The sequence below is a fragment of the Arthrobacter sp. MMS18-M83 genome (assembly GCF_026683955.1).
Classification (GTDB): Bacteria; Actinomycetota; Actinomycetes; order Actinomycetales; family Micrococcaceae; genus Arthrobacter.
Genome location: NZ_CP113343.1, coordinates 4036573 through 4049136 on the forward strand (window position 1 = coordinate 4036573; position 12564 = coordinate 4049136).

Here is a 12564-nt window from a genome sequence, read left to right on the forward strand (position 1 = left end):
CTTTAGGTAGCAATGACAACACTTATAGAGGTGCCCGACGTCGAACCGGACGCGGTCGCTCCCAAGAGCAAATCAGCGGGCGGGGGTCTGGGCCGGTACATCGTGGTCAGGTTTTTCCTGATCATTCCCACGATCTTCATCCTTGTAACGCTGGTTTTCTTCCTCATGCGGGTCATCGGTGACCCCATCACTGCAGCGCAGGGTGGTCGGCTTCCCCGACGTCCTGGCACAGCGAATCCACGACGCCGGTTACGACCGGCCGATCATCATCCAGTACTTCGAATACCTGGGCCAATTGGTCACCGGCAACTTCGGCACCACCATCACGGACCGGCGGCCGGTCGTCGAAATGCTGTCGACGTTCGGCGCAGCCACCCTCGAGCTGTCGATCAACGCGTTGATCGTGGCACTCGCGGTCGGTATCCCGCTGGGCCTGATCGCCGCTCAGCGTCGCGACAAGGCCGCAGACGCCTTCCTCCGTTGCTTTGCCATCCTTTGCTATGCCACCCCGGTCTTCTTCTCGGGGCTCTTGCTGAAGCTGACGTTCTCCGTGTGGCTCGGCTGGCTGCCAGTGGCCGGGCGTGTCTCCACCCGCACCGAGCTGACCATGGGTCAACTCGCGGCTCCAACCGGCATTTACTGGCTGGACGCATTGCGCAGCGGGAACTTTAGCGCGCTGGGCGACATCGTCTCCCACGCAGTGCTTCCAGCCCTTGCTTTGGGCCTCCTGACCGCAGGCGTCTTCCTGCGCCTCGTCCGGACAAATGTCATCGGCACGCTGGGCAAGGACTACGTTGAGGCCGGCCGTTCACGCGGCGTCAGCGAGTTCCGGCTCGTCACCAAGCATGCCTACAAGCCGGCGCTGATCCCCATCATCACCGTCATGGGCCTGCAGATCGCCCTCATGTTGGGCGGTGCTGTCCTGACCGAGACCACCTTTGAATGGAAGGGGCTCGGCTACCAGTTGGTCCAGTACCTGAATGCGAGAGACTTCGTAGCAGTCCAGGGCATTGTGGTGCTGTTGGCCGTCATCGTGGCCATCACCAACTTCGTCGTGGACGTTGTCGCCGCGCTGATCGACCCGCGAGTGAGGTACTGAAATGAGCACTGCAACAATTTCCGGGCGGAAGAAGTCCTTCCTGACCGGACTCCCCGTCATTTCCCACCTCAACAAGAGCGTTGGCCTGCAGCGTGGGATGCTCATCACCGGGCTCGTGCTGACCGGATTCTTCCTGATCTGCACGGTGCTGGCTCCGTTCATAGCGCCTTACGGCTACGCCCAGCTAAGTGATGCTTCCGGCTCGTTTCCCACGCAGCAGGCCCCCAACAGCAAGCACCTGCTCGGTACGACAGTCGGCGGCTATGACGTCCTTTCGCGGGTCCTCTGGGGTTCACAGACCGCCGTGACCGTGATCGTCGTCGCCGTGGCGATGTCCATCTTCCTCGGAGTGGCGCTGGGCCTTCTCAGCGGTTACTTTGGCGGCTGGCTGGACCGGGTCCTCGTGGTCATCGCCGATGCCATCTACGCGTTTCCTTCCCTCCTCCTGGCGATCGTCATGTCCATCGTCATCAGCCGCGGGCAATCGAGCTTCTGGGGCGGCATCCTCGCCTGCGCCTTCTCGATCACTGTGGTGTTCGTGCCGCAATATTTCCGGGTGATCCGGGCCGAGACCATCAGGCTCAAGGCCGAGCCTTTCGTGGAATCGGCGATGGTCCTGGGTGCTTCCAGCCTGCGGATCATCACCCGCCACATCTTCAAGAACGCCACCCGGACACTTCCGCTGATGTTCACGCTGAACGCCTCTGAAGCCATCCTGACCTTGGCAGGCCTTGGCTTCCTTGGATTCGGCATCGAACCGTCCTCCGCCGCCGAATGGGGCTTCGACCTTAACAAGGCCATGGCAGACGCATCTTCCGGCATTTGGTGGACCGGCGTCTTCCCCGGCATCGCGATCGTCCTCACGGTGCTCGGTTTGACCTTGGTCGGCGAGAGTATCAACGACCTCAACGATCCCCGCCTACGTGGACGCAAGCGGGCCGGAGGCAAGGCCTCCCGCTCCAAAGCGACGGCAGGAACCGACGGCAAGAACACAGGAGCCCTTTCTGCTCCTGAATCAGAAGCAGGTAAGGCATGACCACCAATATCGGCAACATCTCGGACCAGCCGCAGGAACCGGGACGGCCCGTCCTGGACATCGAACGGCTCAAAGTAACGTTTGCCACGGACAGCGGCGATGTCTACGCCGTCAAGGACGTCAGCCTTGAGGTCAAGGCCGGAGAAGTGCTGGCGATCGTAGGGGAGTCCGGCTCCGGCAAGACTGTCACCGCCAAGACCATTCTTGGTCTGCTCCCGGAGACAGCCATCAGCTCGGGCGCGGTGCTGATCAATGGCAACAACGTGATCAGCGTCAGCGCGTCCAAGCTCCGCAAGATCCGTGGCCGGGACGTGGCCATGGTCTTCCAGGAACCTTCCACGGCACTGAACCCCGTGTTCACAGTCGGCTGGCAGATCGCCGAGGGCATCCGGGCCCATGCCACGGACGGGCACCGGATCTCGGCCAGGGAAGCCAAGAAGCGGGCCACGGAAGCACTGCGGAAGGTGGGCATCCCCGATCCCGAAACCCGTGTCAACTACTATCCCCACCAGCTTTCCGGAGGACAGAAGCAACGGGTGGTCATCGCGGCTGCGCTCGCCTTGAACCCGGGTTTGATCGTGGCGGATGAGCCGACGACGGCACTTGACGTCACTGTCCAGGCCGAGATCCTCCAGTTGCTCCGGGATCTACGGGACAAATACGGCACCTCGATCGTGCTCATTACGCACAATATGGGTGTAGTGGCAGACCTCGCCGACCGCGTGGTGGTCATGTATCAAGGTGACGTCGTCGAAGAAGCCACTGCCAAGGTTCTCTTCGCCGAGCCCAAGCAGGATTACACCAAGAAGCTGTTGGCCGCCGTGCCGCACCTCGGCCGCAACTCAGCATCCGAAGGGGCCACCCAACGTCTGCACCAAGGTGGGAAAGTCCTCGTTGAAGCCAAGAACCTCACCATCGAGTACCCGGGCCGCCTCGGCAAACCCGGGTTCAAAGCTGTGGACAACGTCAGCTTTACGGTCTCCGAGAACGAGGTCTTCGGCTTGGTAGGCGAGTCAGGTTCGGGCAAGTCCACTATCGGACGGGCCATCGCCGGCCTCAACCGGATCACCGGTGGCAGCCTCAAGGTACTCGGTTACGAAATGCTGGACTTCAAGGAACACACGTTCAAGCCCCTTCGCAAGGACATCGGCTTCGTTTTCCAGGACCCGGCAGCCTCGTTCAACCCGCAACTGACCATCGGCGAGTGCGTAGCGGAACCGCTGCTCATCCACACCCACCCGAGCCCCGCCCAAACACGCCTGCGGGTGGCCCAGTTGCTCGAATCGGTGCAACTGCCGGCGTCGTACGCCGAACGCTTCCCGCACGAGCTCTCCGGCGGGCAGCGCCAGCGTGCGTCACTGGCGCGTTCCCTCGCGCTTAATCCGCGCCTTTTGATCGCCGACGAGCCAACCTCGGCGCTGGACGTTTCCGTACAGGCAAAGGTCCTGGAACTGTTCAAGGACATCCAGGAAGAGTTCGGTTTCGCCGCGCTGTTCATCAGCCACGACCTCGCAGTGGTGGACATGCTCTCCCATTGGGTGGGCGTGTTGTTCAAGGGCAAGCTGGTGGAGCAAGGAATCGGAAGCCAGATCATGGGCAGTCCGCGGCATGACTACACACGCAGGCTCATCGCCTCGCTGCCGGTGCCGGATCCTGATGAGCAGGCCCGACGCCGGGAAGACAACCGCGAGCTTCTGGGCACCGAGCTACTCGGAAGCTAGCCCCCTCCCCTGACGGCAAGACCCGCCTTTCTTGTGAAAGGCGGGTCTTTCGTCTGTGCCGGTCTTTTTCGTGCTGCCTACTCAGAGACCACCGCGATGTTGAACATCTTGCCTTTCGGCTGGCGCATGAAGATCCGGAGCCACAGCGGCATCCACATTTCCAGGCCACGGGCGGCGTCGAGCCCGCCAAGGTCGTGGATGCGTTCCGGGAGCCAGCCGAACTCCCCCAGGAGCGCGACGACGGCGGCTTTCGCGTCGTCGTCGTTCCCCGCCACGAAGACGTCATGGGCGCCGTCGGCGAGCCTGCGCGGATCAACCATCAGCGGAGCCTCCAAGGTGTTGAGGGCCTTGACAACACGAGCCTCGGGAAAGGAACGCTGGATGGTTTCGGCAATGCTGTCGGTATTGCAGACGGAGAGCGACGGCGGGAATCCGGCGGAAGAGTCCAGGGGATTGGACACGTCAACCAGGACCTTGCCTGCCAGGTTCGCAGCCCCGGCCTCACTCAACGCCGCGAGTGAGACCGTGCCGGGGGTTGCGTTGACCACAATCTCGGCCATGGCCGCCGCCTGGGCGAAGGAACCCGAGCTAGCTGCCGGACCCGCCTGCGCCGCCCATTCCGTTCCTTTGGGATTGCCCGCTTCCCGGGAACCCATCATGACCTCATGGCCAACCGCCACCAGTTTGCTGGCCAATGCATGCCCCACCCTTCCGGTGCCAAGAACTGCGATTTTCATGCGTGCTCTCCTTTTCTTCGGCGCGGACATGCCCATTCTGCCTCTCGAGGCGCGGCCAGCACACCATAGACTGGAGGAATGACCGAGCAGAACCATGCCCTTCCCGACGCCGATTCCTTTGATCCTGCGGCCAGCTCCCTTGCCGGCCGTGTGGACAAGTCCGTCATGGACGAGCTGCTCTCCATCCGGTCCAGCATCGACAACATTGATGCCACCCTCGTCTTCCTCCTCGCGGAACGCTTCAAGGCCACCCAGAAAGTTGGAGTCCTCAAGGCGACCCACAAGCTACCGGCAGGGGATCCGGGCCGCGAATCCGCTCAGATCGCACGGTTGCGCAGGCTCGCCGAGGAAGCGCACCTTGATCCTGCATTCGCCGAGAAGTTCCTGAATTTCATCATCAGCGAGGTCATCCGGCACCACGAGGCAATCGCCGAAGACCACCAGGCATCCATCGCGCAGGCCTGAACACATGCCCGCAGAAACCGCGCAGAACCAGGTCACGGCGACGGCCCTGGGTCCTTGGCCCGGGACTGATCCCGCAGAGGCCGCACGTATCATCCGTGGCGAACTGGGCAATCCGCACCTGCCGTTCCTGGCTGAGCTCCCGGACCGTGGCGTTGGATCCGATCCCCTTGGCCGGACTGCTTCCTTGCTGGTTGAGCTGGCCATCGACGTGCAGCCCCACGGCTGGCGCCTGGTTGACCGCCCAGGGAAAGACCTGCGGCGTGCAAGGTCCGCGCTTGCCACCGACATCAACGTCCTGGCCGACATTGCCGGCTCCGAAGAATCTTCGGCGCAGGCACTGAAGGTTCAGCTGCGCGGTCCCATGAGCCTCGCAGCGGGCCTTTACCTGCACAACGGGGAGCGTGCCCTTCTTGACTACGGTGCCCGCAGGGACATTGCGGAATCCTTGGCGGCCGGCATCGCCGAACACATAACGAGGGTCCGAGCCGCAGTGCCGGGAGCCGAAGTGGTGGTCCAACTCGACGAGCCGGACATTGCTTCTGTGTTGGCAGGTACCATTCCCACCGCGAGCGGCTACCGTACCCTGCGGTCCATCCCTGGCGAAGAGGTCACGGGCGCCTGGCGGTTGGTGATTGACGCTCTGCGGGCAGCTGGAGTGGCCGAGACAGTAGTCTCCGTTCCGGAGATCGAGGCACCCATCCAGCAGATTCTGGCCGCCGGAGCCGACGGCGTCGCCCTTCCGCTCAAGGCGCTCACCACGCGCCAATGGGAACAGATTGCGACGGCGGTAGAGGACGGCAAGCGTTTCTGGGCCGGCGCTCTGGCCACTGACAATCCGCGGGCAACCTTGCCACGCACCGCCGAGGTGGTGGACACCGTCTGGCGGCCTTGGCGCCAACTCGGCCTACCGGCGTCGAGCTTGGGGGCCGTGCGTGTCACACCGTCGGACGGACTGGCCGGGTACTCGCCGTCCGTAGCCAAGGAGGTCCTGACCCGCTTGACCCAGCTTGCCGACGGATTGAACCAGCTCGCCCTCGGCTAGCCCCTTCCCAACTTCTTTTAGACCCGCCGTTCCCAGCGGTTCGGCTCGGCGTACCGGGGGAGCCCGACGGCGGCGGTGGCGGTCCGCGAGGCTGCCGCGCCATCCGTCCTCGGCAGCGAGGGCGCCAATCGGTAATCAAAGGAGCCCGCGTAAACAAGGACCAGGCCGATGTGTTTTTGGAGCACCTTCACCTGGATCCGATGTTTGTCTTCCGCCGCATCCCACCACTGCTCTGCGTAGGCCTTCGCATCGATGGCAGCCGGCAAGGCCAGCCTCAGGGGACCCAGGAACAAACGCGACGCGCCCGAGACCCCGCGAAGCCGCCCCTCAGGTGTGACATCCAAATCCAGCGCCGTGGCCAGTCGGCGGTAGCGGCCCAGGTAGTCGATGAGCCGGGTGCCGCCGTCGTTGCCGGTTTCCGCGACCGTGGTGTCATGGAACAGGCGGGTACGCCCGGGAAAGAAGATTTCACGCCGCGCCGTGAGGCTGGACCGTCCGAACGGATCAAGGTGTGCGTGGTTTTCGATGCGGAACGGAATGCGCTCGCCGTACTCCGGGAAGAAGGCCTGTTCCCCGGCAACCGCGGCCAAGAGCGGCCGGAGCCATTTCTGCCGGCAGCCGACCACATCGAACACTCCCTCGCCGATTCCGTATGATCCGGACCCCGGCGCAAGCGAGAAGTAGTCCTGGAGTTCAGGCTGCAACTGCCGGAACTTGCTGCCCAGCGCCAACTCGTAGATAGGTGTGCTCATGGTGGTTTCCTCGGTTGTGGGTGTTGGTTTGACAGCTCAGTGCCGGGCTGCGCTACAGACGGCCCGCAGCCTTCAGCCGAATGTACGCATCGGCCAGGCGTGGCGCTAGTTCAAGAGGTTCGGCGTCGACTACTTCTGCACCAAGCTGGCGCAGTTGGGCGCTGACTGCCTCGCGGTCAAGGAGGGCCCGCTCGGCGGCCGAGGCACGGAAGACCTGGCTCGCCGTCGTGCGTTCCTCCTTCATTCGCCCCAGCAGGGGGTCGCGGACCGATGCAACCAGCACGACGTGCTGCCTCACCAATTGCGCCACCAAGGGAATGAGTCCTTCCTCGGGGGCCCCGGCGTCGAGCGAGGTCAACAGCACAACCAGGGAACGGTGCGCGGAAACGGCCCGCACTTGGGCCGGGATCTGCGCCCAATCCATCTCGATCAGTTCGGCCTCGAGCGTCGCCATGGCCTGGACCAAGGAGCCGAGGAGATTGCCCTTGGCTGCCGAGTCCACGCGCCCGCGGACGCGTCGATCGAACGCGAAGAAGTCCACGCGGTCTCCGCCGCGCTCGGCCAGCACCGCGAGCAGGAGGGCGGCTTCCATCCCGGTGTCCAGGCGGGGCTCGTCGTCGATGCGTGCTGCCGCCGTGCGCGAGGTATCGAGCATGATCACGACGCGTCTGTCCCGTTCGGGGCGCCAAGTCCTGACGACGACGGCGGTGCGCCGCGCGGTCGCCCGCCAGTCGATGGAGCGCACGTCATCGCCCCGGACGTAGTCCCGGAGGGAATCGAACTCGGTGCCGGCTCCACGGATCTGGACTGCAGCCTTGCCGTCGAGTTCCCGCAGTTTCCGCAGCTTTGAGGGTAGGTGCCGCTTGGAGTGAAAAGGCGGCAGAACGCGCAGGTGGCCGGGGAGAATCACAGTTCGTTGCCTCGCTGCCAACCCGAGGGGGCCAATCGAACGGAGCGTGACATGCGGTGCCGTCAGGTCGCCACGCCGTGTGGGCCTGAGCCGGACTGACATTCGCCGCCGCTCACCAGCCGGGATCTCGACGCGCTGGACAGGGGCTATGGTCCCGGCGGAGGGTTGCCAAGCGTCACGCACCAGCCCTCGGAAGGTCCGGCGGTTGCCGTTCTCCAGCGTCAGTACAGATTCCGCCTCCGAGTGGAGGGTGACATTGCCCGGATCCTGGCGCCGCAGGGAAACCTTGGCAGGGGACGCGGCCAACAGGATGTCGGACAACATCAGGGCCAAAAGCCCGGCCGCAATGAGGAGTACCGTACCCCAGGCGGGGAACAGCAACAAGGGAGCCAACGCGGCGAATACCAGCAGCACAAAGCGGCCTGTGATAGCCATTCAGCACCCCCGGAGAGGCTTAAGGCGCGGCACCATCAGCGCGGAACGGGGACAGAAGCAAGGATGCTGCCCAGGACATCATCCACGTGGACGCCGTCCATCTGCGCTTCAGGGCGAAGCCCGACGCGGTGCCGCAGACATGGCAGGGACAGTGCCTTGACGTCGTCGGGGGTGACGAAGTTGCGTCCGGACAACCATGCCCAGGCACGCGAGGTGTTCAGCAATGCAGTGGCGCCACGAGGGGAAACTCCCAACTGGAACGACGGAGCGGCGCGCGTCGCCCGGACGACGTCCACAATGTAGCCGAGGATCTCGGGGGCCACCGTCACACCGGCCACGGCATCGCGGGCGTTTTGGAGTTCGACGGCGCCCGCCACCGGCCTGACTCCGGCCGCCAGCAAGTTGCGCGGATCAAAACCCTCCGAGTGCCTCCGGATCACTTCGATTTCCTCGGCGCGTCCCGGCAAGGGCATGGAGAGCTTGAGGAGGAAGCGGTCCAACTGGGCTTCCGGCAGGGGATAGGTGCCCTCGTACTCCACCGGGTTCTGCGTCGCGGCAACAATGAACGGCGATGGTAAGGGACGGGAAAGTCCGTCCACGGATACCTGGCGTTCCTCCATGGCCTCCAGCAGCGAGGCCTGGGTCTTGGGAGGCGTTCGGTTGATTTCGTCCGCCAGCATGATGTTGGTGAAGACGGGTCCTTCGCGGAAGGTGAATTCCGAGGTGTGCGAATCGTAGACGAGGGAGCCGGTGACATCGCCTGGCATGAGGTCCGGCGTGAACTGGACTCGCTTCGTATCCAGGCTGAGCGCGGTGGACAAGGCACGCACGAGCAGGGTCTTGGCGACCCCGGGTACGCCTTCCAGCAGGACGTGACCGCCGCAGAGCAACGCGATGAGCATGCCTGTCACCGTTGCATCCTGCCCGACGACGGCCTTGCCTACTTCGTGACGGACGTCCAGCAGGGCTTTGCGGGCGGGATCGGACTCCACAGAGTGCCGGACCGGCTGCTGCGCCGGCGGTCCCTGTGATGCCGGCCCCCCTGAGTAGCCGGAGTTCCCGTCGGTGAAGCTGTTTGCTTGATTGCTCATTGGGCTGTCGCCTCCTGCTCGAGTTTTTCGATGCTTTGTGCCCATCGGACCAGTTCGGATTCGGTGCCGGGCTGGTGGTCAAGCAGCATCCGGAGCTCCTGTGCCGGACGATCCACCTTTCGGGCCACCGCGTCAATGACGGCAGCTGCGCCCACCTCGGGGCCCAGCCGGAAGTGCCTGGCAAGCCTGGTCAGGGCGCCGGCCCGTAGATTGTCGGCTGCCCGGCCGACCGCCCGCGAGTCCTGGTACAACCGGGCGCGGCCTTCGGCCGTTTCTGCGGCTTTGACCACCACCGGTAACGGTTCGAACACGAGCGGACCGAGCCGCCGGCCGCGCCACAGCACGGCGAGCAGGGCGACGACCATCAGCCACAGGCCCAGGAAGCCCACCCACGGAGGCGCCAATTCATTGAGCGTAGCCGGCCTGCCGGCGGTGGGTACGTCTCCGAGCCCGGGGAGATACCAGACGAGATCCGGGGCAGGTCCAAGGGTACGGAAGGCCAATGCGGCGTTGCCTTCTTCCTGCAGCAGATCGTTGCTGATCATGGCCGCGCTGCCGAGAACCACCAGCCGTCCGTCCGCGCTGGCGGCGTACATCCCGCCGTCGCCGGTGCCTGGGCTGTAGCACATCGCGTCGGCTCCCTTGTAAAGGAACCCGTTCTTGCCGGAGACACGGCCTGCGACGAGTGGATCCGCTTGGCGACATCCTGCGTCCAATGTTGCCGTGCCGCTAGGAACCACGCCGGCGTGACGGATCCCGCTGCCCAGTCCGGTCAGGGTCCGGGGACCGGGAGACACCACCACTACGCGACCGGCTGATTTCAGCAACATGTGCAATTGGGCAGAGTCGAGATAGCCGTTGCGGTCGTACAGCAGGACGGTGGCGCCGGGTTTCCCTGCCAGGAACGAGGCTGTGGAGGCGAAGGAAGTGGATTCCGTGACCGTTACTCCGTGCTGTCGGAGGACTTCGGCGGCTGCCATGGCCCCGTCAGGGGCCGGATTGCGGGCAGACATGGGTGCCTTGTCCGTGTTGGCGGAATTTTGGGCCACGGTGAGGATGCCAAGCACCGCGACGATCGCTCCGATGATGATCCAGGCGATATGGCGTCTCAACCAGGCAAGCAGCCGGGAGGTCCACCGAAGCCTCTGGCCGTCCTGGGCCCTGTCCTGACCGTGTGTTCCGCCCGGCGCTCGGTCAGGGGTGCCACGTTCTTTGGTCTTGCCGGGAGCTGAAGTCATCGCGGCACCGCCAAACCGTTGCCTGCCGGACCGGCGAAATCAGGTTTCGTCGCCGACAATTCTGTGTCCAGTGCCAGGACGGCAGCGTGATCGGAAGGGGTGGTCGCTGCCTTGCCGTATTTCACCCCATCGAAGAGTCTGGCCGCCTGCTCAAGCCGCGAACCGGCGGTTGCGAACGCGCGCCCTAATTGGACAGCCGCCTCGTCCGCGGTCCGGCCGGCTTGGGTATCAATGATTGCGCGGTCCTCAGCCGAGCGAACCACCGCGCGGAACTGCTCGACAACGGCCGTCTGCCAGTCTCCACGGCCTGTTGCGGCAGACGCCCGCGCGCGGAAAACCTCGGCATTCACCGACGACCCGTCGTCGAAAACCTCCGCAGATTCCTTCCGGCGGGCGTTGAGCCGTGGCCTGACCACGATCACGGCAACCACGATGAGGACTACCGCCAACACTCCAATAAGGAGCATGCCGATGTTCGGCCCGCTGATGGAACCGCCGTTCAGGGAACGGAGCCATTCGACGAACTGGTTCCACATCTCATCGATCCAGCTGGGCTTGGCCGACGTGTATCGCGGCTTGGAGAGTTCCTCAACCGCCCATCGTTGGGCCTCCTCGCGGTCCGGGTCAACGGGAGGTTCGGAGGCAACGAAAAGATAGGCAAAAGGCGCGGATGCCGGGATCATCCTGTTGGCGAACCCTGGCCGGTCATTGGCGGCCATGATTGAGTGCCGGTGTGACGGGCCATGCTGCGGCCGGGAACGCCGTCGGGATCTTCTCCGGTCTCCAAAAGCCGCAGGAGCTCCACATCCAGGCCGTCACGTCGCATCCGCAAGTCCATGTAGATCAGCGCGGATACGGAAGTTTGGAACGCGAAGCCAACCGCACCTACGAGAGCCCCTACGACCGCAGAAACCACCAACAGGACCACCGTTGTCGTGGTCACTTGTCCGGCGCTCGGATGAGGCGAAAAGACGGCCGTCAATCCGCCGGATGCCAAGCTCACGGGAATCTGGATGACCTGCGCGATGACTCCCACCATGAAGCCAACAAGCAACGTGATGCCAAAGATCCGCCACCAATTCCTCGACGTAAGGGTCCACGAGCGACGAAGACCGGCGAAGACGCCGACTTCTTCTATGGTGACGGCGGCCGGGGCCACCATCAGCTTGGTGTAGACCCAGGTAGATACGACGACGGCGCCAAGTCCCAGGGGAAGGACCAGAAGCAGCCCGGCAGGTCCCATGCCAGTCAGGATGAGGGCGGCCAGCAAGAACAGGACCACGAAGAACAGCAATGATCCGGCCAGCAGGAGGGCAGCGAGGCCCACGAGGGGCCAGATGCGTGAGCGGGCCAGCGACCACATTTGCTTGAACCCGGTGGGGCGGTTCAGCGCAGACCTGGCGACGGGTATGGCCATGACGCCTTGGAGGATGGCGGCGAGTCCCATGGCGAGCAATGAGATACCCATGGCCCCGGCAAAGGCGCCAAGGATCGGGCCAAGATACCGCATCGCTTCGGACTGGCTCGTGAATCCGCCGACGGGAGGTTGTGCGATCCCGAGCATCCCCAGCGCGGCCACCCCGCTCAATGCGCCGATGATTGCCTGGACAATGAGTGCGGAACCGAACATGGTTTTGGCGTTCCGGCGGATGGTCTGGAAAGCGCCGTCCATGATCTCGCCGAACATCAGCGGCCGGAGGGGCACGATCCCGGGTTTCGGGGGAGCGACATAGCGGGGCTGGCCATAAGGCGGCGGACCGCCGGCTGGCCAGCGGGGATCAACCGGCGCGCCCCACGATTGCCCCGGATACTGTGGCGCGCCCCATTGTGGCTGGGCGCCCCATTGCGGCTGGGCACCGTGCGGTGGCGCGCCCCATTGTGGCTGGGCGCCCCACTGCGACCGCGGTTCCTGTTCAGGCCGGTCGCCCGGATCTGGCTGTGACACGTTTTCCTCCCCAAAAGATGCGGCCCGCAGCGGTGCACGGACCCGGAAAGGGACCGTTCGCTCCAGCCTATAGTTCCGCCGTCGTGCCTCATA

At 64.4% G+C, this 12564-nt stretch carries 11 protein-coding genes and 1 pseudogene; 5 read left to right on the forward strand and 7 right to left on the reverse strand.

The annotated features are described in order from the left end of the window. Window positions 1-12: 12 nt before the first annotated feature. The 3 genes and pseudogenes from OW521_RS19085 to OW521_RS19095 all read left to right on the forward strand — a co-directional run bounded on the left by OW521_RS19085 (window position 13) and on the right by OW521_RS19095 (window position 3856). Window positions 13-1099: pseudogene (locus tag OW521_RS19085) on the forward strand (ABC transporter permease). A 1-nt stretch (window position 1100) separates the two neighbouring features. Beyond that, window positions 1101-2135 carry an ABC transporter permease gene (locus OW521_RS19090; RefSeq protein ID WP_268021132.1) on the forward strand — a complete coding sequence of 345 codons (1035 nt, stop codon included), beginning with the start codon at window positions 1101-1103 and terminating at the stop codon, window positions 2133-2135. Further along, a complete protein-coding gene (locus tag OW521_RS19095; protein ID WP_268021133.1) occupies window positions 2132-3856 on the forward strand; it encodes an ABC transporter ATP-binding protein in 1725 nt (574 codons plus the stop codon). Before OW521_RS19090 ends, OW521_RS19095 begins: the two co-directional genes overlap by 4 nt. Before the next feature lie 77 nt (window positions 3857-3933). Here OW521_RS19095 and OW521_RS19100 read toward each other — a convergent pair whose 3' ends face one another. Then, window positions 3934-4593 carry an NADPH-dependent F420 reductase gene (locus tag OW521_RS19100; protein WP_268021134.1) on the reverse strand — a complete coding sequence of 220 codons (660 nt, stop codon included), beginning with the start codon at window positions 4591-4593 and terminating at the stop codon, window positions 3934-3936. A gap of 78 nt (window positions 4594-4671) precedes the next feature. Between OW521_RS19100 and OW521_RS19105 the strand changes: the two genes are divergently transcribed. Next, the gene (locus OW521_RS19105) at window positions 4672-5058 is read left to right on the forward strand and encodes a chorismate mutase (RefSeq protein WP_265977108.1); all 387 of its coding nucleotides are present in this window, start codon (window positions 4672-4674) and stop codon (window positions 5056-5058) included. 4 nt (window positions 5059-5062) lie between these two features. Then, on the forward strand, window positions 5063-6100 hold the full coding sequence (locus tag OW521_RS19110) for a hypothetical protein (RefSeq protein ID WP_268021135.1): 1038 nt from the start codon (window positions 5063-5065) through the stop codon (window positions 6098-6100). Window positions 6101-6117: 17 nt separating this feature from the next. On the opposite strand, the gene OW521_RS19115 is transcribed toward OW521_RS19110, so the two are convergent. Genes OW521_RS19115 through OW521_RS19140 form a run of 6 tightly spaced genes read right to left on the reverse strand, consistent with a single transcriptional unit; the run spans window position 6118 to window position 12471 of the window. Then, window positions 6118-6852, reverse strand: a complete 735-nt coding sequence (locus OW521_RS19115; RefSeq protein WP_268021136.1) for a DUF4166 domain-containing protein — start codon at window positions 6850-6852, stop codon at window positions 6118-6120. Window positions 6853-6904: 52 nt separating this feature from the next. Continuing rightward, window positions 6905-8197, reverse strand: coding sequence for a DUF58 domain-containing protein (locus tag OW521_RS19120; RefSeq protein WP_268021137.1), 1293 nt, complete (start codon window positions 8195-8197; stop codon window positions 6905-6907). A 35-nt stretch (window positions 8198-8232) separates the two neighbouring features. Next, a complete protein-coding gene (locus tag OW521_RS19125; protein ID WP_268021138.1) occupies window positions 8233-9288 on the reverse strand; it encodes an AAA family ATPase in 1056 nt (351 codons plus the stop codon). After that, window positions 9285-10526, reverse strand: a complete 1242-nt coding sequence (locus OW521_RS19130; RefSeq protein WP_268021139.1) for a DUF4350 domain-containing protein — start codon at window positions 10524-10526, stop codon at window positions 9285-9287. The genes OW521_RS19125 and OW521_RS19130 overlap by 4 nt, the downstream gene beginning before the upstream one ends. After that, a complete protein-coding gene (locus OW521_RS19135; protein WP_268021140.1) occupies window positions 10523-11245 on the reverse strand; it encodes a DUF4129 domain-containing protein in 723 nt (240 codons plus the stop codon). The genes OW521_RS19130 and OW521_RS19135 overlap by 4 nt, the downstream gene beginning before the upstream one ends. Continuing rightward, on the reverse strand, window positions 11206-12471 hold the full coding sequence (locus OW521_RS19140; RefSeq protein ID WP_268021141.1) for a hypothetical protein: 1266 nt from the start codon (window positions 12469-12471) through the stop codon (window positions 11206-11208). Before OW521_RS19140 ends, OW521_RS19135 begins: the two co-directional genes overlap by 40 nt. Window positions 12472-12564 lie beyond the last annotated feature (93 nt).

Bases quoted from the DNA above. Each gene is read 5' to 3' on its own strand.
- OW521_RS19090 (WP_268021132.1), top strand. From the start codon at position 1,101: ATGAGCACTGCAACAATTTCCGGGCGGAAGAAGTCCTTCCTGACCGGA.
- OW521_RS19095 (WP_268021133.1), top strand. From the start codon at position 2,132: ATGACCACCAATATCGGCAACATCTCGGACCAGCCGCAGGAACCGGGA.
- OW521_RS19100 (WP_268021134.1), bottom strand. From the start codon at position 4,593: ATGAAAATCGCAGTTCTTGGCACCGGAAGGGTGGGGCATGCATTGGCC.
- OW521_RS19105 (WP_265977108.1), top strand. From the start codon at position 4,672: ATGACCGAGCAGAACCATGCCCTTCCCGACGCCGATTCCTTTGATCCT.
- OW521_RS19110 (WP_268021135.1), top strand. From the start codon at position 5,063: ATGCCCGCAGAAACCGCGCAGAACCAGGTCACGGCGACGGCCCTGGGT.
- OW521_RS19115 (WP_268021136.1), bottom strand. From the start codon at position 6,852: ATGAGCACACCTATCTACGAGTTGGCGCTGGGCAGCAAGTTCCGGCAG.
- OW521_RS19120 (WP_268021137.1), bottom strand. From the start codon at position 8,197: ATGGCTATCACAGGCCGCTTTGTGCTGCTGGTATTCGCCGCGTTGGCT.
- OW521_RS19125 (WP_268021138.1), bottom strand. From the start codon at position 9,288: ATGAGCAATCAAGCAAACAGCTTCACCGACGGGAACTCCGGCTACTCA.
- OW521_RS19130 (WP_268021139.1), bottom strand. From the start codon at position 10,526: ATGACTTCAGCTCCCGGCAAGACCAAAGAACGTGGCACCCCTGACCGA.
- OW521_RS19135 (WP_268021140.1), bottom strand. From the start codon at position 11,245: ATGGCCGCCAATGACCGGCCAGGGTTCGCCAACAGGATGATCCCGGCA.